This window comes from Ensifer oleiphilus (assembly GCF_013371465.1).
GTDB classification, from domain to species: Bacteria; Pseudomonadota; Alphaproteobacteria; order Rhizobiales; family Rhizobiaceae; genus Ensifer; species Ensifer oleiphilus.
In genome coordinates this window covers 654,180-673,694 of sequence record NZ_JABWDU010000001.1, presented here as the reverse complement: position 1 = coordinate 673,694, position 19,515 = coordinate 654,180, and the positions used below count along the sequence as shown (strand labels likewise).

At 61.6% G+C, this 19,515-nt stretch carries 12 protein-coding genes and 1 tRNA gene; 5 read left to right on the top strand and 8 right to left on the bottom strand.

What is annotated here, in order from left to right; all coding sequences use genetic code 11:
- The first annotated feature begins 494 nt into the window (after positions 1–494).
- On the top strand, positions 495–1,829 hold the full coding sequence (locus tag HT585_RS03230; protein ID WP_176351573.1) for a reverse transcriptase/maturase family protein: 1,335 nt from the start codon (positions 495–497) through the stop codon (positions 1,827–1,829).
- A 98-nt stretch (positions 1,830–1,927) separates the two neighbouring features.
- Here HT585_RS03230 and HT585_RS03225 read toward each other — a convergent pair.
- Positions 1,928–2,004 (bottom strand) — tRNA-His (locus HT585_RS03225).
- 148 nt (positions 2,005–2,152) lie between these two features.
- On the bottom strand, positions 2,153–2,602 hold the full coding sequence (locus tag HT585_RS03220) for a phasin (protein ID WP_077504281.1): 450 nt from the start codon (positions 2,600–2,602) through the stop codon (positions 2,153–2,155).
- A gap of 230 nt (positions 2,603–2,832) precedes the next feature.
- On the opposite strand from HT585_RS03220, the gene HT585_RS03215 reads away from it, so the two are divergent.
- Together HT585_RS03215 and HT585_RS03210 are read left to right on the top strand one after the other, a co-directional pair.
- Entirely contained in the window at positions 2,833–6,465 is a 3,633-nt protein-coding gene (locus tag HT585_RS03215; protein ID WP_176351572.1) for a PAS domain S-box protein, read from the top strand.
- Between the two features lie 188 nt (positions 6,466–6,653).
- Entirely contained in the window at positions 6,654–8,336 is a 1,683-nt protein-coding gene (locus HT585_RS03210) for an ABC transporter permease (RefSeq protein ID WP_176351571.1), read from the top strand.
- 323 nt (positions 8,337–8,659) lie between these two features.
- Here HT585_RS03210 and HT585_RS03205 read toward each other — a convergent pair whose 3' ends face one another.
- Entirely contained in the window at positions 8,660–10,612 is a 1,953-nt protein-coding gene (locus HT585_RS03205; RefSeq protein WP_176351570.1) for an acetoacetate--CoA ligase, read from the bottom strand.
- A gap of 176 nt (positions 10,613–10,788) precedes the next feature.
- Here HT585_RS03205 and HT585_RS03200 point away from each other — a divergent pair, with 176 nt between their 5' ends.
- Positions 10,789–12,612: an AsmA family protein gene (locus HT585_RS03200; RefSeq protein ID WP_176351569.1), complete on the top strand. Its 1,824-nt coding sequence runs from the start codon at positions 10,789–10,791 to the stop codon at positions 12,610–12,612.
- A 51-nt stretch (positions 12,613–12,663) separates the two neighbouring features.
- Here HT585_RS03200 and HT585_RS03195 read toward each other — a convergent pair whose 3' ends face one another.
- The 4 genes from HT585_RS03195 to HT585_RS03180 form a co-directional block, all read right to left on the bottom strand.
- On the bottom strand, positions 12,664–13,479 hold the full coding sequence (locus HT585_RS03195; RefSeq protein WP_176351568.1) for an ABC transporter permease subunit: 816 nt from the start codon (positions 13,477–13,479) through the stop codon (positions 12,664–12,666).
- Positions 13,480–13,482: 3 nt separating this feature from the next.
- The gene (locus HT585_RS03190) at positions 13,483–14,394 is read right to left on the bottom strand and encodes an ABC transporter permease subunit (protein WP_176351567.1); all 912 of its coding nucleotides are present in this window, start codon (positions 14,392–14,394) and stop codon (positions 13,483–13,485) included.
- A 4-nt stretch (positions 14,395–14,398) separates the two neighbouring features.
- On the bottom strand, positions 14,399–15,541 hold the full coding sequence (locus HT585_RS03185; RefSeq protein WP_176351566.1) for an ABC transporter ATP-binding protein: 1,143 nt from the start codon (positions 15,539–15,541) through the stop codon (positions 14,399–14,401).
- A gap of 103 nt (positions 15,542–15,644) precedes the next feature.
- Positions 15,645–16,739, bottom strand: a complete 1,095-nt coding sequence (locus HT585_RS03180) for a polyamine ABC transporter substrate-binding protein (protein WP_176351565.1) — start codon at positions 16,737–16,739, stop codon at positions 15,645–15,647.
- 336 nt (positions 16,740–17,075) lie between these two features.
- Between HT585_RS03180 and HT585_RS03175 the strand changes: the two genes are divergently transcribed.
- Entirely contained in the window at positions 17,076–18,029 is a 954-nt protein-coding gene (locus HT585_RS03175) for a fatty acid desaturase family protein (protein WP_176351564.1), read from the top strand.
- Positions 18,030–18,041: 12 nt separating this feature from the next.
- Here the strand turns inward: HT585_RS03175 and HT585_RS03170 are convergent, their stop codons facing one another.
- On the bottom strand, positions 18,042–19,451 hold the full coding sequence (locus tag HT585_RS03170; protein ID WP_176351563.1) for a helix-turn-helix domain-containing protein: 1,410 nt from the start codon (positions 19,449–19,451) through the stop codon (positions 18,042–18,044).
- Positions 19,452–19,515 lie beyond the last annotated feature (64 nt).

Sequence of the window (19,515 nt, the reverse complement as noted above, 5' to 3'; positions counted from 1 at the left end):
ATGCCACGGCGATGCGACAACGAGAGTTGCCGTACGCGTCGCGCGGAACGGGCCGAAAGGTCACGCTGCGGGGAACAGTCCCGACACGTCCGAGACAATATCGCTAGCTGTAACCTTTACCATCAAGGGTACCTGTTGGGCGGCTGGTAGCATTTATTTCACGGGCGGGCCGGAGCCGGATCCGTCTTCGACCTTGCCAGGCGGGCGAAAAACCGTAGCCTTGCCGGAAAGAGAGGATGACGATCATGACAAGCAAAAACGTGCCAACTCGGCGCGGGCCGGTCGGCAGAGGCGCAAGCTTCTGACTCTGATCGGACTGTCTCTGGCAGGACTCGCGGCGGGCGTCATTTGCGTCGGGACCGAGGGGCAATGCCACGGCGATGCGACAACGAGAGTTGCCGTACGCGTCGCGCGGAACGGGCCGAAAGGTCACGCTGCGGGGAACAGAAACCGTCGGACGGGTCAGGCTTACCAACAGGACCCTAAGGACGCCCTTGAAGTCACCACTTCTTAAAGCCGTTTGGAAACACGATAACATCGAAAGTGCGTGGCGTGTCATCCAGGAAAACGCACGGACGTCACAATCGGAATCTGTACGCAAGGAAATAGCCGACTTTGCGGATGATTCCGGCGCAAGAATACGTTCTCTTTGCAATCGGCTAGCACGAGGGAAATTCGAGTTTGGTCAATCGACAGGAATCCCCCTCCTCAAGCTGGATTCTCGAGGGCAAAAAACGGGTAAGTTCCGCCCCCTAGTGCTCGCAAATGTCGAAGCCAGAATTGTTCAGCGCGCGGTCCTCAATGTTCTTCTAACCGTCCCAGCAATTAAGAACTACGTAGAGACACCTCATAGTTTCGGCGGCCTCAGGCGTAAGATCGTTGCGGACCAGAACAAGCGTGACAATCCCACAGCGGTACCCGCCGCCATCAAAGAAGCCCTCAAATCTGTAAAAGGCGGCGCACAATTCTATGTGGCGGCTGACATAAGAGCATTCTTTACGAAAATATCGAAGCCCGATGTTCTGGCGATAATCAGGTCCGCGGTGAATGACGATTTGTTCGTGGACTTCGTCGAGAAGGCGATCACTACTGAATTGTCGAACATGGCAAAGCTTAGCGAGAAGATTAACGACTTCCCAATTTACGACATTGGCGTCGCACAAGGGAATTCCCTGTCACCGCTCCTGGGCAACATCATTCTTGCTGATTTTGATCAGCAGATGAACAATGGGGACTGCCGTTGCATCCGGTACATCGATGACTTCCTTGTCTTGGCGCCGACCGCAAAAGCAGCGAATGCCAGGCTAAAAAAGGCAACAGCAATCCTCGATAACCTCGGGATGGAGCTTTCACCTGAAAAATCTTCAAAAGGCGCGATACCGTTAAAGAACGGATTTGTTTTCTTGGGCGTAGAGGTACAACCAGGGATTATTCGTCCCAGCACAGCCGCCCAAAGGCGCTTCCTAACGTCATTGGAGAGCACGTTCACGGAGAGCAAGAAAGCGCTCTTCGCAGTTCAGGACGGCAAATGCCTCAAAAAGGCCAATAGCGTCATCGGAACCCTGAAAAGGGTCGAGGGGATAATTGATGGTTGGGGCAAGCACTACTGGTTTTGCAACGACATTCCGCTCTTCCGAGAGATCGACCGTAAGGTGGATACTCTGGTCCGCGATTATTTAGGAGCTTATCGTAGCACCCGCGAAAAGACCTCCGCTTCGCGACGACGGTCGCTGCTAGGGCTTCCAACACTCGAAGAGCAGGACCGCAGCCCGTTCGAGTATCCGAGGACACCCACCGCCTCGCTGTTGACGCCTATCCCGGCAAAGTAGGCACCGCGTAAATCACGCAGACCCGGCGCAGGATCGTACCGACCTGAGGCTCAAAGCCGCAAACCGGCCGAGCAAGGAAAGCTATTCTAAGAGAAGAATGGTACGGTTGGGGGGTCTCGAACCTCCGACCTCAGGTGCCACAAACCTGCGCTCTAACCAACTGAGCTACAACCGCACAAACAAGCGACATCAGTCGCTTGGCGGCTCACATACGGAGACTTCCGTCGCATTGCAAGCCTAAACTTGAGATTATCCTGCAAAAAGACCGGATGGCAAGCCACCCGGTCCCATTCAAACCCAGCGCGGCCAGGGGCCGGCGCGGATCAGGCCTTCTTGAAAGACGAGATCGCCTTTTCAGCGGCGTCCTTGCCCGGCTTTACAACATTCTCTGCAACCTTCTTGGTTGCTTCCTGCATCGACTTGGTCTGCTCGACGGCAAGTTCGGCCTGCTTGCGGAAGAACGAGGTCTGCAGTTCGACGAATTCGGACAGCGACTTCACGCCGAGCAGCGCTTCCATGTGCGAAAGCGAGTTTTCGGCATTGGTGCGCAGGGCGTCGATGGCCTTCAGGCCGAGCTCGACGCTGCCGGTCTGGGCGCTTTCAAGCGTCGCTTCGACGGTCTTGCTTGCTTCCTCGGCAGCGGTCTTCATCTTGGAATAGGCGTCCTTCGACTGGGCGGCGCCCTTTTCCGCGAAGTCGCGGAAGCTGTCGGCAACCTTTGCCGGGTCGAAAGAGGAGAAGGAAAATGCGTCGTCGATCTTCTTGGTAGCCATGAAAGCGCTCCTTGGTGTCAGGGCCCTCATTTGAGGCGCCGTTGATTGATGCACCTTATATAATCGATATTCTTGTGCATTGCAATAAAATTGTGCAGTGCACAAATTCACCTACGTTAACCCTTCGCGGCGAAAGGGGTGAGCGAGAGGCCCGGATTGCTGGACCCTCAGCCGCTCGGCGGGTATTAATAGAGTGTTAACGTACCCGCGACCCGTCAATAGGCCCGTCCATGCCCGCAAGACAGTACCCCTTCATCGACATTGCCGTGCACGAGCGGGTGCGCGAACATTTTGCGCGCGGCGATGCGGCGATCCTGTTTTCGCGAGATCTCAGCCGGGTTCTATGGGCGAACGATCAGGGTGCGGCCTTCTTCGGCGCCGACTCGATCTACGACTTCATCGAAACGGGGCCCAACCCGAACGACCTGTCGGCGCGCCAGCTGAAGGCGGCAGCGACGCAGCTCGTTTCGGTCGGCGACCGTCGACAGCTCTTGATGCGCATTGCCGCGGGCTTTCGAAGCGTGCCGCTCAATACGGCTGTCGAGCTGATCCGAGTCCGGCCGGACGAACTCGGCGTGCTGTTCACAGCCCCCCATTCCGGCAAGCCGCTTTCGACGGAAGATCGCGCGGCGCGCATGATTGCCGGGCTCGACGGCCCGGACACCCACATGGCGGTGCTCGATGCCGACGGCGCGATTGTCGCGCAGTCACCGGGCTTTGCCAATCTCGGCATGTCCGGCGAGACGCGCCGCCAACTCGTCATGGCAGTCGCCCGCGACCACGACTGGCTGATCAAGCGCCCGGTCGCCACGGCAAAGGGACACCTGCCCGCTGCCATCGGCAAGATCGCCGACGAGCCGGCGCTGCATCTTCTCTTCGCGGTGGAAACCATCCTCGGCAACCTTGATCCGGATGAGGCACCGGCCGAGGCGGCGCTGACTTCGGCAGCTGTCGTTGGTGTCGTCGAGGCCGACGGTGTCAGCGATATCGCGCCTGTTGCCGCCGAAACGGACGCAGCCGGGGCTGCCAACGTGGTGGAAGCGGTCGACGAGCCGCCGGTTCCCGACGATGCGATGTCGGCGGATGAGCAGGTCATCGCCGAGGACGAAATCGAGCCGCCGCTTGCGGAAGCCGACGATACCGTCGGTGCGACTGAAGCTGACGCCCCCTCCCCCATTCCAGAAGTCGACGGAACTGGCGAGACGCCCGTGGAAACGGCGCCCGCGGTAACAGCGGATGATGCTCGCGAACAGACCGATGCTGTCGAGGAAGCGCCGGCCCAACCGCCGATCACCGACACGGCACCTGCTGCCGATGCGCTGCCGACGGAACCCGCTGAGCAAATGGACGCCGACAGCGCTCCGCCGCACTTCGCCTTTGCCACCGGCGGACGGGCGGTGCGGTTTGTCTGGAAGATCGACGCAGCAGGACAGTTCAGCGAAATCTCGGAGGAATTTGCCTCGGCCGTCGGGCCCAAGGCTGCCGATGTGATCGGCGTCAGCTTCGCCTCGCTTGCCGCCCGCTACGGCCTCGACCCTGACAACAAGATCAACGAACTTCTGCATCGCCGCGACACCTGGTCCGGCAAGACGATCTTCTGGCCGGTCGAAGGCACGAGCCTCAAGGTGCCCGTCGATCTCGCCGCCCTGCCGACCTATTCGCGCTCGCGGGAATTCGACGGCTTCCGCGGCTTCGGCATCGTGCGCGTTGCAGACGCGATCGAAGACGAAAACGCCAACGGCCTTTCGCTCGACCGGGACGACGATGTGCCGGAGGCCGACCATATGGCCGCCCCAGCTGCCGCGGATGACCTGCCTCTCGCCGAAGAGGCGATCACCGAGGTCCAGAGGGGCGGCGACAGCGAAACGGACGAGCCCTCGCTTTTTGCAGACGAGCCGCAGGCGAGCGAGACGGCAACAACCGACCAGCCTCAGCTGTCGACCGATCCGTTCCTTGGCGAACGGCCGGCGCTTCGCATCGTCGAGACGCCAGGGCGACGGGCTTCCGATAAAATCATCGAGCTCGAGCAGCATCGCCCGGCCGGGTCGAGCGCCCTTACCCGCGGCGAGCAGGCGGCGTTTCGCGAAATCGCGCGGCAGCTGGGCGAGAATTTCGTGGCGCAACCGGAGGCGGAGGACACGACGTCGAATGAGGCTTCGGCCGCCGCGACCCACGGCGAAATCGAGCAGCCGGTATCAGAGCTTGACCACGAAGCAGATTTCGAGGCGGCGCCTGCCACAACCAGCGAGCCCGAACCGTCGCTTGCGACGCCGACATCGAGCGAAGTGGCTGCGGCCGAACCCCGCTCCGACGAACTCGCCGAAGCGGGCATCGATCCGGCGGCAATCGCAACCGTCGGCTTCAGCGGCGAGATCCTCGACAGCCTGCCTGTCGGCCTGCTGGTGCATCGTGGCGACGAACTGTTGCACGCCAATCCGGAATTCCTGCGTCTGACCGGCTACGACACGCTCGACGACTTTCAAGAGGAAGGCGGCATCGACGCGCTGTTTGCCAATGACGAAGAGGTGGGCGACGCGGAGCCCGATGGTACGATGACGCTGATCCGCAAGACCGGGCAACTCGTACCGGTCACCGCGCACCTGCATTCGATCCGCTGGGACGGCAAGAGCGCGCTGATGCTGGCGCTCGCCTCGACCGAAGCCGCGCAAGCCCACGAGAGCGAAGGCGGCCCGACTGAAACCGTTCTGCCTGCTGCCGTCGTCCCCGACGAACAGGTCGGCAAGCTCAAGACCGAAATTGATGAGCTGCGCTCTATCCTGGAGACGGCGACCGACGGCGTCGTCATTCTCGGGCATGACGGCGATATCCGCTCGGTCAACCGCTCGGCGAGCGCTCTCTTCAACTACGATGAGAGCGAAATCCGCGGCAAGCCGTTCGCGGCGCTCTTTGCCCATGAGAGCCAGAAGGCTGTTATCGACTACCTGCAGGGCCTGTCCGGTCACGGCGTTGCCAGCGTACTCAACGACGGCCGCGAGGTGATCGGCCGCGAGGCAGCGGGCGGTTTCCTGCCGCTGTTCATGACCATCGGCCGCCTGTCCGCCTCCAACGGCTATTGCGCCGTCATCCGCGACATCACCCAGTGGAAGCGCACCGAAGAAGAGTTGCGCAACGCCAAGCGCGCGGCCGAGACCGCAAACGCCCACAAGACCGAGTTCCTGGCGCGCGTCAGCCATGAAATCCGCACGCCGCTCAACGCGATCATCGGCTTTTCCGACATGATGGCCAGCGAGCATTTTGGCCCGGTCGGCCATCCCCGCTACATCGAATACGCCGGCGACATCGGCCGTTCCGGCCGCCACGTGCTCGACATCGTCAACGACCTCCTGGATATTTCCAAGATCGAGGCGGGCGAGATGGATCTCGACTTCGGCTCGGTCGAAATCAACGATGCGGTTTCCGAGGCGGTCTCGCTGGTGCAGCCGCAGGCCAACAGCCAGCGCGTCATCATCCGCACGTCGCTTTCGGCAACGGTGCCGAGCGTGGTCGCCGATAGCCGTTCGATCAAGCAGATCGCGCTCAACATCCTGGCAAACGCCATCCGCTTCACGCCATCGGGCGGTCAGATCGTCGTATCCACCTCCTATGAAGCGAACGGCAGCGTCATCCTTCGCATCCGCGACACCGGCGTCGGCATGACGCGCGTCGAACTCGATCAGGCGATGAAGCCGTTCCGGCAGGTGACGACAGGCGGCCGCAAGCGCGGCGACGGCACCGGCCTCGGCCTTCCACTGACCAAGGCCATGGCTGAAGCCAACCGCGCGCAGTTCGCCATCACCTCGGCACCGAACGAGGGCACGCTGGTGGAAATCTCCTTCCCGTCACAACGCGTCTTGGCGAACTGAGGACAGATGCTGTAAGGAAATGTTGACTTGGGGAAGCCAGTTTGCTGGCGTCCTCACGGCCATTCCTACTGCACGGTCTTCTCCAAGAAGCGGAGCCGGTTGTGCAGCGAGTTTCAAGCGTTGCAGTGTCCTTAACGCGTCCTATCCGACGGGTGGTGCTGTAGCCGTACCGCTCCGGGTTCGATCGATTGCAGTCAACGTCACAAAGCCTCAAGCGGCGCCGCACCGGCGCGAGAACCGGTCTTTCCCATCCGCTGCTCGCCGTGTGGGCCGGAGGTGCCTCGCTGATCGTGCTGATGCCGATCCTCGCCATAGCGTGGCTGGCGATCTCGGGCGGCGCGGCCGACTGGCCGCATCTCATGCAAAACGTCATCCCGCGTGCCACCATCCGCACGCTGCTGCTGATCGGGCTGACAGGGGCGACGACTGCCATCGTCGGCATCCTGACCGCGTGGCTTGTGGCAAGCTGCGAGTTTCCGCTGCGCCGGTTCCTGTCTGCAGCACTCGTGCTGCCGCTTGCCATTCCCGCCTATCTCGCGGCCTATGCCTTCGGCGAGCTGTTTACCTTTACCGGCCCGGTGCAGGGACTGATCCGCGCCGTTTTCGGCTTCAAGACCAGCCGTGACTACTGGTTTCCCGATATCCGCTCGCTCGGCGGCGCCGTTATGGTGCTGAGCTCCGTGCTCTACCCCTATATCTATCTCGCCTGCCGCTCGATGTTCCTGATGCAGGGGCGCGCGGCCGCCGACGTTGCCCGCACGCTTGGAGCGGGGCCGCTAAAGGTGTTCTTCCGCATCCAGATCCCGATGGCGCGGCCGGCGATCATGATCGGCCTGACGCTGGTGGCAATGGAGACGCTCAACGATATCGGCGCCGTCGAATTCCTCGGCGTGCAAACGCTGACCTTCTCGATCTTCGACACCTGGCTCAACCGCGGCAGCCTTGCCGGTGCTGCCCAGATCGCCTGCATCATGCTCGTCTTCGTGATCGGCCTGATGATGATCGAGCGGGCGGCCAGGCGCCGGCAGCGTTTCTCCAGCCAGAAGACGACGTCGGCGGTGCATGACGCCTCCAGGCTTTCGCTTTCCGGCTGGAAGAAGTGGGCCGCGACATCAGCCTGCCTGCTCCCGGTTCTCTCCGGATTTGCGGTACCGTTTTTGATTCTCGGCAATTACGCTCTGAAGCGCCTCGATCAATTCATCGAGCCACGGCTCTTGAACGCGCTCTTCCACAGCATCCTGGTGTCCGGTGCCACCGCATTGGTAACCGTGCTGCTCGGCTTCGTGCTTGCCTATGCGGCCCGCACCGGACGTTCGCGCTTCACCGACACGGCCGGCCGCCTCGCCTCCTTCGGCTACGGCGTGCCCGGCACGGTCCTTGCCATCGGCGTGCTCTTTCCGCTGGCAGCGCTCGACAATTGGGTGGACGCCGGCTTTCGCAGCACCTTCGGCATCTCCACCGGCCTGTTGATGACCGGAACGGGCTTTGCCATCATCTATGCCTGCACCGTGCGGTTCCTCACCATGGCAGAAGGCACGCTGGAGGCGGGCTTCCAGAAACTGTCGCCGCATCTCGACATGGCCGCGCGCGCGCTCGGCCGCACCGGCGGACAGACGCTGCGCACCGTGCTTCTGCCGATGATGCGCCCCGCCGTGCTGACCGCAGCACTGCTCGTCTTCATCGAGACCATGAAGGAACTGTCGGCGACGATCATGCTGCGCCCATTCAACTTCAACACGCTTGCAACCCTGGTCTATGAGGACGCGTCGCGGGCGAAGGTCGAGGATGCGTCGGTGGCCGCGATGATCATCGTCATCGCCGGCATGATCCCCGTTATCCTGGTGTCGCGATCGATGGAACGTCGGCCCTGATGCCATTCCAGGAGAAGTGCGGAGCGGTTCTCTCCGCCTGAAGCGCGGCAAAACCCGGCCACGCTCAAGGCAAAAAAAGAGGCGGCTGGGAGGCCACCTCGTTAATCGAATGCTAAACCAACAAATGCTCGAGAAGTAATGACATCATGTCTGCGGCGGCATCGCTGCCAGACGCCGACCACTCATCGGCCGGCCTCAAGTTGGGATGACCATGCGCCCCCAATCCTTAACAAGACCTTACCAGCCGATCCGACAATTTTAGGGATTTATCAGCAAGTCTGAAGCCTTGGTTAATTCCGAAAGCGCGAACAGGTTAACGCCCTTCAATTTTTAAGGGCATCGAGCCCGGCGAAAAGATCGAGCGCCTCCGGGTTGGCAAGCGCCTCCTTGTTCTTGACCGGGCGCCCGTGCACGACGTCGCGGACAGCCAATTCGACGATCTTGCCGGATTTCGTGCGGGGAATATCGGCGACGGCAATGATCTTCGCCGGCACGTGGCGTGGCGATGCACCCGTGCGGATGCGGGTCCTGATCGCCTTCTCAAGCCGCTCATCGAGCGACACGCCGGACGCCAGGCGCACGAACAGCACGACGCGCACGTCATCCTCGAAATCCTGGCCGATGCAGAGGGCTTCCGCGACCTCTTCCATCTGCTCGACCTGATTGTAGATCTCGGCCGTGCCGATGCGCACGCCCCCGGGATTGAGCGTCGCGTCGGAGCGGCCATGGATGACGATGCCGCCATGCGACGTCCATTCGGCAAAATCGCCATGGCACCAGACGTTGTCGAAGCGCTCGAAATAGGCGGCGCGGTATTTGACGCCTTCGGGATCGTTCCAGAACATGACCGGCATCGACGGGAATGCCTTGGTGCAGACCAGTTCGCCCTTCTCGCCGCGCACGGAGCGCCCCTCGTCGTCCCATACGTCCATCGCCAGCCCGAGGCCCGGGCCCTGGATTTCGCCACGCCAGACGGGCTTCAGCGGATTGCCGAGCACGAAGCAGGAGACGATGTCGGTGCCGCCGGAGATCGAGGCAAGCTGGAGATCCGACTTGATGCCTTCATAGACGAAGGTAAAGCCTTCGGGCGACAGCGGGGAACCGGTCGAGGTGAGCAGGCGCAAGTGGGAAAGATCGTGGGTCTTTGCCGGCTCGAAACCACCCTTGCGAACCGCATCGATATATTTGGCCGAGGTCCCGAAGACGGCGAACGCTTCTTCCGCCGCATAATCGAAGAGCACGTTTCCATCCGGGTAGAACGGCGAGCCGTCGAACAGGCAGAGCGTCGCGCCGACCGCCAGACCCGAGGCGAGCCAGTTCCACATCATCCAGCCGCAGGTGGTGAAATAGAAGAGCTTCTCGCCATCGCCGAGTCCGCAATGGAAGCGGTGTTCCTTCAGATGCTGCAGCAGCGTGCCGCCCGCGGAATGTACGATACACTTGGGAACGCCCGTGGTGCCGGAGGAGAACAGCACATAGAGCGGATGGCTGAACGGCAGGCGCTCGAAAGTGAGTGGCCGGGCTTCGAATGGGGCAATGAAGTCCTCAAGCGTCACACCTTCGGCAATAGAGGCGGCCAGCGACCGCGCCTCGCCCGCATAGGGAACGATAAGCGCCGGAACGCCGAGAGCCGCGGAAACCGCGCGAACTTTCGCGTCAACGTCCTGGCGCTTGCCGTTGTACCAATAGCCATCGCAGGCAATGAAAAGCTTCGGGCCGATCTGGCCGAAGCGGTCGAGAACCCCCTGCTCGCCGAAATCGGGAGAACAGGACGACCAGATCGCACCGATCGACGCCGTCGCCAGCATCAGCGCAATCGTTTCGGGCATATTGGGCATCATGGCGGCGACGCGGTCGCCCTTACTGATGCCGCGTGCTTCCAGCGCCTGCTGCAGTCGCGAAACCAGCGCGCGCAGATCGTCCCAGGAAAGCCGGTAGCTGACCTTGTCTTCACCACGGAAAATCAGCGCATCGTCGCTGCCGACGCGGCGCAACAGGTTCTCGGCGAAATTCAGCTTGGCCTCAGGAAAAAACCGTGCGTCGAGCATGCGGTCGCCATTGACGAGAGCCGTCGCGCCACGATGGCCGATCACCTCGCAATGCTCCCAGACCGCCGTCCAGAAATCGCCGCGTTCGGCAACCGACCAGGCGTGAAACGCGTCATAATCGGCAAAGTCCTTGCCGAAGCGCTCGCTGCACCAGGCGATGAACTGCGCCATCGGGCCGTGCTCGCGAATTTCTGGACCGGGAACCCACAAAGGTTGCTCAGACTGCATGCTTTCCTCCACTCCTACTCCACGCCTTCTATATCATGCTGCAACGCAAAATAAACAGCAGGAGAACCTCCGCGGGCATCGCATTGGCGACATTTCCATGTCCGCTGCATTTGATTTATGCAAGCCGAAAGCCTATCCAATCTGCGTGATCCCAAGCGATGGGCAACCAGGCGGAAATGACAAGAAAAATCCTGCATATGTTGGGTCGACCACGCCTTTGGTCGCGGCTTCGCCGTCGCCATTTCCTCTGGCCCGCGGCGATCGGCATCGCGCTTGCCGTCGGGTATAACGCAGCCTTGCCGCTGGTGATCTCGACCACGGACGTGCGGCCGACGATGGAGCGCATGCTCGACGCCTGGTCGGGTGGCAAGAGCAGGATCACCGGCGAGCCGGACATCCGTTTCTGGCCGAACCCGACGCTGACACTATACGGAGCCACGATCGAGACGACCGACGGCACCCCGCGTACACTCGCGCGGATCGGCAGCATCACCGCAGCCTTCAGCTTGCTCTCCGCACTTCGCGGCGAACCGGCACTTGAAGATATCCGCCTGATCGAGCCGGTGGTGACGTTGGAGCGCGGCGCGGACGGCACACTCAACTGGGACCGGCCGCGCTGGCTTGCACCGCGCGAACCCACCGCAGTCGGCGACGAAACCCCGTTCGGCGACATCACGATCGAAAATGGCCGCTTGCAGGTGTTCGACCGGACGACCAATTATGCGCGCGAATTCCCCGGCATATCCGGCACCGTGAAGTGGCCCGCCTTTGCCGGGCGGCTGAACGCGCAACTGTCGAGCGTCATCGGCGGGCAGACCGTGAGCTGGTCGCTCGCCTGCGACGAGCCGCTGACCTTGCTTGCCGGCCGGAACACCACGCTCAAGACGTCGCTGACCTCGGCCCCGCTCAATTTTTCCTTCGACGGCGTCGGCAACCTGTCGATGAAACCCTTCGCCTCGGGCCGGCTCCAGGTTTCCACAGCGTCGCTGCCCGCACTTGCGGCCTGGTTCGAGGGTGCTTCGCACGAAGGGCTGCCTGAAAGCAGCTTCAACCTCAATGCCAATGTCACCACCGGCGACGCGACGCTGAAGCTGGACGACCTGCAATTGTCTCTTGGCGGGGCGACGGCAACCGGTGTGCTCGACGTTGCCATCCCTGCCGACGACACGCCGCGCGTCGAGGGCACGCTCGCCTTCGACAGGATCGATCTCAACGGGCTGCAACCGTTGTTCGCCGAGCTTCCCGTCGATCCCGAGGAACTCGCCAGACATATGACGGACGCCTTCGCCCGCACCTGGCGCGTCGACGTTCGCCTGTCGACGCAGGAGGCGGCGATCGGTCCGCTGCGGCTGACCGACGTGGCCGCCGGCGTCATGGTCGATCACGGGCGTGCATCGCTCGATATCGGCGACAGCACCTATGCCAATGGCAGGCTCAGCGGCCGGCTCGTACTGTCTGAAGCGGGCCTTGCGCGTGGCGGTAAGTTGGCGCTGGTTCTGAAGGACGCTGATCTTGCGGCGGCGGCCGCCGACTTCGGCTTTGTCGGCCCCGTGCCCACGGGACGAGGCAGCGTCAATCTCGACCTTGCCACCGACCATCCATTCTGGACGCGGCAGGCGGCCGACGCATCCGGGCGCCTGACCTTGTCGCTCGCCAACGGCAAGCTCTCGGAGTTCGACGCCAACGCCTTTTCGGACCTGGTGCGCAAGGGAGAGTTCTTCTCGCTCTTGCAGGCGAGCAGCGGCACGTTCGATTTTCAGCGCGCCGACATCGAGGCGCGCTTCAGCGACGGGTCTGCCCGGTTGAACCGCGCAACCTTTACCGGGCCGGCCGGCAGCCTGTCTATCAACGGCGTCATTCCCTATCGCAGCGGCAGCCTGGCTCTCGCCGGGACCTTTACCGACACAGCCAACGCGGAACAGCGCTTGCGGTTCTTCGTCGGCGGTTCCTGGCCGAATGCGGTGATCTCGCCGCTTTCTGTTCTCGGCGAGCCCAACTGAAGCGGCCGGCGCTTGACGCACCGGCCGCTGCCTCGAAAAACAGAATAAGCATTATTGCGCGAAAGCGGCGCGCTCGTCCCTCTCTCGCTGTGCTTCGCGCTGCTTGGTGACAACGGATGCGACGATGACGCCGATGGCGACGATGCCGATCAGGATCGTGCAGATCGCGTTGATTTCGGGCGTCACTCCAAGGCGAACCTGACTGTAGATCTTCATCGGCAGCGTGGTCGCCCCAGGTCCCGTGGTGAAGCTCGAGATCACGAGATCGTCGAGCGACAGCGTGAAAGCCAGGACCCAGCCGGAAAACACCGCCGGCGCGATCACCGGCAGGGTGATCGCAAAGAAGGTCCTGACCGGGGTCGCGCCCAGATCGAGCGCTGCCTCTTCGATCGACTGATCGAAGCTGAGCAGCCGCGACTGCACGACGACGGCAACAAAGCACATGGTGAAGGTGATGTGCGCGAGCGTAATCGTCCAGAAACCGCGGTCGAGCCCGATGGCGACGAACAGCAGGAGCAGCGACAGGCCGGTGATGACCTCCGGCATGACGAGCGGCGCGTAGACCATGCCCGAAAACAGCATACGGCCGCGAAAGCGCGTGTAGCGCACCAGCGCGAGCGCCGCGAGCGTTCCAAGCACCGTGGCGCAGGTGGCCGAAATCAGCGCGACGCGGATGGTGACCCAGGCTGCGTCGAGGAGCGCCTGATTGTGCCAGAGCTGCGCGTACCATTTGGTCGAGAACCCAGCCCAGACGGTGACGAGCTTCGATTCGTTGAACGAGAAGATCACCAGAAGTACGATCGGCAGATAGAGAAAGCCGAAGCCGAGCACGATAGACGCGATGTTGAAGCGTGACCAGTTGCCCATGACCTATCTCCCCTCGCCGTCGGCTTTGGCCTGCGCGTTCTGGAAGAACACGATCGGTATCACCAGGATCAAGAGCAGGATCGTGGCAACCGCCGAAGAGACCGGCCAGTCGCGGTTGGCGTTGAACTCGTTCCAGAGCGTCTTGCCGATCATCAGCGTTTCCGATCCGCCGAGCAGATCGGGGATGACGAATTCGCCGACGGCCGGAATGAAGACGAGCAGGCAGCCGGCAACCACGCCTGCCAGCGACAACGGGAACGTCACCTGCCAGAAGGCCGCGAAAGGCGTGCAACCGAGGTCCAGTGCCGCTTCCGTGAGCGTGTGGTCCATCTTCTCCAGTGACGAGTAGATCGGCAGTACCATGAACGGCAGGTAGGAATAGACGATACCGATATAGATCGCCCAATTGGTGTTGAGGATGATCAGCGGCTGGTCGATGACGTTGATGCTCATCAGGAACTGGTTGAGCAGCCCTTCCGGCTTCAGGATGGCGATCCAGGCGTAAACGCGGATCAGGAAGCTGGTCCAGAACGGCAGGATCACCAGCATCAACAGCGTCGGGCGGATCGATTTCGGCGCCTTCGCCATGCCATAGGCGACGGGATAGGCGATCATCAATGTCAGGATCGTCGAAATGCCGGCGATGATGACGCTCGAGACATAGGCGTTGAAATAGAGAACGTCCTCGGTCAGCCAGACATAGTTGTCGAGCGAGAACTCCCGCGCCTTTTCCATGATGCCGGAAAGGCCACCGAAGAGGTCGAAAACCGGCGTGTAGGGTGGCATCGCCACCGCAGTCTGCGACAGCGAAATCCGGAAGACGATGAAGAAGGGAATGAGGAAGAAGAACAGCAGCCAGGCATAGGGGATGATGATGACCAGGCGGCTGAAGAGGGCTGATGCAACGCGCGCCATGGCTTCAATCCTTCAAGACGACGCCGGCGTCTTCGCCGAACGAGATCCACACCTGCTGGTCGTAACCGAAGGGGTCTTCTACGGCGCGCACCGCATTCAAGGACGATGCCTTCACCACCCTGCCGTCCTTCAGCCTGATGTGGAAGACGGTCATATCGCCGAGATAGCCGATGTCCCAGATCTCACCTTCGACGGCGTTGACCGGCGCGTGCGCGGGAGGCTGGCGGGTGACACGGATCTTTTCAGGACGAATGGCGACGGCCGCCTTGGCGCCGACGGCAGGCTTTTCCGGCGACGCCATGCGGATCGGAAAGCCGTCGCCGGTTTCGATCCGGAGATAGCCGTTTTCGGCGGCCGAGACCGCTCCGTCAAAAATGTTCACATCGCCGATAAAGTCTGCGACGAAGCGCGAATTGGGCGCTTCGTAGATTTCTGCCGGTGTTGCCACTTGCACGACCTTGCCGTGGCTCATGACCGCGATGCGGTCTGCCATGGTCATAGCCTCTTCCTGGTCGTGCGTAACGACGACGAAGGTCAGGCCGAGCTCCTGCTGCAGGTCCATCAGTTCGAACTGGGTTTCCTCGCGCAGCTTCTTGTCGAGCGCACCGAGTGGCTCGTCGAGCAAAAGCACCTTCGGCCGCTTGGCAAGCGAACGCGCGAGTGCGACGCGCTGGCGCTGGCCACCGGAGAGCTGGTGCGGCTTGCGCTTGGCAAACTTCTCGAGCTTCACCAGCTTAAGCATCTGGCCGACGCGCTCGGCGATATCGGCTTTCGGCATGCCGTCCTGTTTCAGGCCGAAGGCGATGTTGGTCTCGACGGTCATATGCGGAAACAGCGCATAGGACTGGAACATCATGTTGACGGGCCGCCTATAGGGCGGGATGCCGGCAAGGCTCTGGCCGTCGAGAATGATCTCGCCCGAGGTCGGCTGCTCGAAACCGGCGAGCATGCGCAGAAGCGTCGACTTTCCGCAGCCGGACGCACCGAGCAGCGCGAAGAATTCCCGCGTGTAGATGTTGAGCGACAGATCGTCGACGGCGGTGAAATCGCCGAACTTCTTGGTGACGTTCTTGACGGAAATGAATGGCTTGGAAGCGGGATCCGCCCAGGGGGCGAAAGAGCGCCTGATACTGCCGAGTGACTTCATCATCTATCCCCGAATGATATAGCCGATGGGCACTCTCGTTTTCCCCGGTGCCCCCTTAAAGAAAATTGCCCGGATTTTGAGGTCCGGGCAATTCGTTTCGCTCTTACTGGCCGGTGACGACCTTTGTCCAGAGCCGGGTCAAGACCCGCTGCTGCTTCGCCTCGAACGGCGTCACCGTGAACAGTTTTTGCATCACAGCGTCAGTCGGATAGATGGCGGTGTCTTCGAGAACCGCCTTGTCCAGGAACTGCTGCGACGCCTTGTTGCCGTTGGCGTAGAAGACATAGTTCGATGCCTTGGCGACGACCTCCGGTTTCATCATGTAATTGAGGAATTCATGGGCTTCGGCGACGTGCGGAGCGTCTGCTGGAATGGCGAGCATGTCGAACCACATCTGCGCCCCCTGCGAAGGGATCGCATAGTCGACGGTCACGCCGGCCTTGGCTTCGGCGGCACGGTCCCGTGCCTGGAAGACGTCGCCGGAAAAGCCGACGGCCAGGCAGATGTCGCCATTGGCGAGCGCGTTGATATATTCCGACGAATGGAACTTGCGGATATTGGGGCGAACGCTGGCAAGCAGTTCGGCCGCCTTTTCAAGATCCGCCGCTTCATGGCTATCCGGATTGAGACCGAGATAGGCGAGCGCCGACGGCATGACGTCCGTCGGGGAATCGAGAACATGGATGCCGCAATCCTTGAACTTGGCGGCCAGCTCCGGCTTGAAGATGACGTCCCAGTTGGGCTTCTCGTCGCTGCCGAGAATTTCCTTCATCTTGTCAACGTTATAGCCGATGCCGGTGGTGCCCCACATGTAGTCGATGGCGTATTCGTTGCCCGGATCGTACTTGGCCGTACGGTCCATGATCACGTCCCACATATTGGTGAGGTTCGGAAGCTTGGATTTGTCGAGCTTCTGGAATACGCCGGCCGCGATCTGGCGCTGCAGGAAGGTCGCCGTCGGCACGACGACGTCATAGCCCGAGCCGCCTGCGAGCAGCTTGGTTTCAAGAATCTCGTTGGAATCGAAGACGTCGTAGACGACCTTGATGCCGGTTTCCTTAGTGAAGTCTTCCAGAATGCTGCTGTCGATATAATCCGACCAGTTGTAGACGTTGACCACCCGCTCCTGCGCGGAAGCGAGCATGGTCGACCCGGCCAGCATGACCGTCGCCATGGTTGTAACGATGAATTTGGACATGCAGTTCCCTCGTTATTATCGGTCCGGACAAGGCCGCCCCGTGACACGGATCCAGGCCCATTCTGGATCGCTCCCGGGCGAAGTTAGGCATGTTTCTCGACAACCTCAAGCGGTTTCGTGCCGGAAACAGGCGGACCTCTTCGCCGTTGCCATTTTAGCAAGCCAAGGAAAATCGGGCACTTATGGCGAAGAGGGCGATCCCCGCCATCGACGGGGCCCGGCGACCGACGTTAACCATGGCGGCAACCAGCTGGAACAGGCGCGTGTTTACGATTGATTAACCATAACGGGCATGCGATTTTTCCTCAGGTTGTGTATCAGCGTCTGGGTAGTGTCATGAGTGGACGGAACCGCAGGATCGATCCGAGAGAGTTGAAGCGCCTTTCGATCCTTGAGCCGCAGAAATCGATCGGGGCGATAGCGGTCGATTGGGCGATCATCGCCGCGGCCATCGCCGCCAGCGAAATCTCCGGCAATATCCTCGTCTACCTTCTGGCCGTGGTCGTGATTGCCGGCCGCATGCACGCGTTCGGTTGCCTCGTTCACGAGGCGGCGCACTACCGCATCATCAAAAACCGCAAGCGCAGCGACTGGATGAGCGATCTGCTGCTCGCCTGGCCGATGCTGGCAACCGTCGACGGCTACAGGCAGAACCACATTGCCCACCACCAGCATGCCAACACCGACGACGATCCGGACTGGACGGCCAAGCTCGGCATGGCGCAGTTCACCTTCCCGCAGAAGGTCGCGCGCGGCGTGCTGCAGCTCGTCGGCTACCTCGTCGCCATCAACTCGATCCGCGACATGGTGCATATGGCCAAGCGCATGTCGAAGAACGATCGCTCGACGCGGGGGTACAAGTTGTTGCGCCTCGGCTTCTATGTCGCCGCCGCGGCCCTGTTCAGCCTTCTCGGCATCTGGCGCGAATTCGCACTCTACTGGCTGGTGCCATTCTTCACCGTCTTCTGCCTGTTTCTCTATGTGCGCAGCGTCGCGGAGCATTTCGGCAACATGGACTATTCGGACGAGCTGACGAGTTCACGCACCGTTTATCCGCATGCCTGGGAAAAGCTGTTCTTCGCTCCGCACAACATCAACTACCATCTGGAGCATCACCTCTATCCCGGGGTGCCGTTCTACAACCTGCCCGAACTGCATGCGATCCTGATGCGCGACAAGGCCTATGCGGGCAAGGCGCACATTACCCACGGCTACACGACCGGCCTGCCGGCCGAATGCTTTTCGCCCAGCGCACCACTGCTACCGAGCCACCACCCGGTCAGCTACTGAAAATCCAGCTCCCTATTGAAAATCAAAGACGCTGAGGCCGGTCGCCATCTCGTCGAGCCCGAGCGGGCGCGTCACGGGCGGCTCGGCGCGCGCAAGACAACCCTGCCGCTCGCAGAGGCGACAGGCCGCTCCGATGGCGATCGCCGGCGAACGTACCGCCCCATAGACGACGTCATCGGCAAAGGACGCCTCGCAGCCGATCAACAGCGCCGTGCGGCGAACCCGTTCTTCAAAACCCGCCTGCGGACCGTCGAGCGTGCGCGACATGGTGAGGAATGCCAGCCCTTCGGTCGTCTCCACACGATCGACAAGGATCTGCCCCGGCACCGAGAAAGCCGCATGGATATTGAGCTTCGGACAGCCGCCGCCGAACCTTGCCTGCGGAAAACCCGATGCGCCGGAACGACGCAGTCGATGGCCGGCATTGTCGATCTCCATCAGGAAAAAAGGAACAGCGGCAGCCCCCGGCCGTTGCAGCATCGTCAGTCGGTTTGCGGCCTGTTCGAACGAAACCTGAAAACGCGCGCGCAGCACGTCGATATCGTATCGTGCCCTGAGGGCTGCGGCATGAAACGCCCCGTAGGGCATCATCAGGGCATGGGCGGCATAGCGGGCGAGTTCGAAGCGGCCGATGCGGCGCGCCTCGGCGGTCGCCAGACGCAGCGTCTCAAGCTCCTGAACGATCGCCTCGTGACAGGCGATCGAGGCGACCTCCATGGCGATCTCGCGCAGTTGGTCATGGGGCGACAGGCGCTCGGAGATGAACAGTCGCATCGAATGGCGGTCGAAGCGGCGGCGCAGATTGGGCATGGCGTGAACCGGCAGATTGCGCACGACAAGGCCATGCTCCTTCTTCAGCCAGGCCTTGAGCGCACCGATCAGGTCGTCGCCGGGTGAAAGCGCCGCATGAAACGCCTCGGCCACCTCCTCGATCCTCGCGAAATGATTGGGTCTGGCTTCGAGCGTCTCGCGCACCTCGTCCATCGGCAGGCGCGCGCCCGACAGCGCCTCCATGTGCCCTTGGCCTGCAAGGAGATCAGCAAGGTCTTTCAACCGCGCCGCCTGCTCGCGGTAGGCGCGGTAGAGCTTGACGACGCCGCCGGCCGCATTAGGCGCCGCCTCGGCAACTTCGATCAACTCCTGATCGCCCGGCAACTCTGCCGCCAACAGAGGATCGGCAAAAACCTCGCGCAATTGCGCCAGTCCGCCACCCGTTTCGCCCTGCAACTCCTCGAGATCAACCTTGTAGACGGACGCGAGCTTCAGCAGCAGTTGGACGGTGAGAGGCCGTTGATTGCGCTCGATCAGATTGAGGTAGGACGGCGAGATGCCAAGCGCTTCCGCCATGGCCGTCTGCGTCAGCGACAATCCGTTGCGGATGCGGCGGACGCGTGGCCCGGCAAAGATCTTGTTCTCAGCCATTTGTCACTACCTTTACAATCCTGACGCCGGTTGAAGCTTTACATAATTTACAAATTTACTGCAG

Bases quoted from the DNA above. Each gene is read 5' to 3' on its own strand.
- HT585_RS03220 (WP_077504281.1), bottom strand. From the start codon at position 2,602: ATGGCTACCAAGAAGATCGACGACGCATTTTCCTTCTCCTCTTTCGAC.
- HT585_RS03215 (WP_176351572.1), top strand. From the start codon at position 2,833: ATGCCCGCAAGACAGTACCCCTTCATCGACATTGCCGTGCACGAGCGG.
- HT585_RS03205 (WP_176351570.1), bottom strand. From the start codon at position 10,612: ATGCAGTCTGAGCAACCTTTGTGGGTTCCCGGTCCAGAAATTCGCGAG.
- HT585_RS03200 (WP_176351569.1), top strand. From the start codon at position 10,789: ATGACAAGAAAAATCCTGCATATGTTGGGTCGACCACGCCTTTGGTCG.
- HT585_RS03195 (WP_176351568.1), bottom strand. From the start codon at position 13,479: ATGGGCAACTGGTCACGCTTCAACATCGCGTCTATCGTGCTCGGCTTC.
- HT585_RS03190 (WP_176351567.1), bottom strand. From the start codon at position 14,394: ATGGCGCGCGTTGCATCAGCCCTCTTCAGCCGCCTGGTCATCATCATC.
- HT585_RS03185 (WP_176351566.1), bottom strand. From the start codon at position 15,541: ATGAAGTCACTCGGCAGTATCAGGCGCTCTTTCGCCCCCTGGGCGGAT.
- HT585_RS03180 (WP_176351565.1), bottom strand. From the start codon at position 16,739: ATGTCCAAATTCATCGTTACAACCATGGCGACGGTCATGCTGGCCGGG.
- HT585_RS03175 (WP_176351564.1), top strand. From the start codon at position 17,076: ATGAGTGGACGGAACCGCAGGATCGATCCGAGAGAGTTGAAGCGCCTT.
- HT585_RS03170 (WP_176351563.1), bottom strand. From the start codon at position 19,451: ATGGCTGAGAACAAGATCTTTGCCGGGCCACGCGTCCGCCGCATCCGC.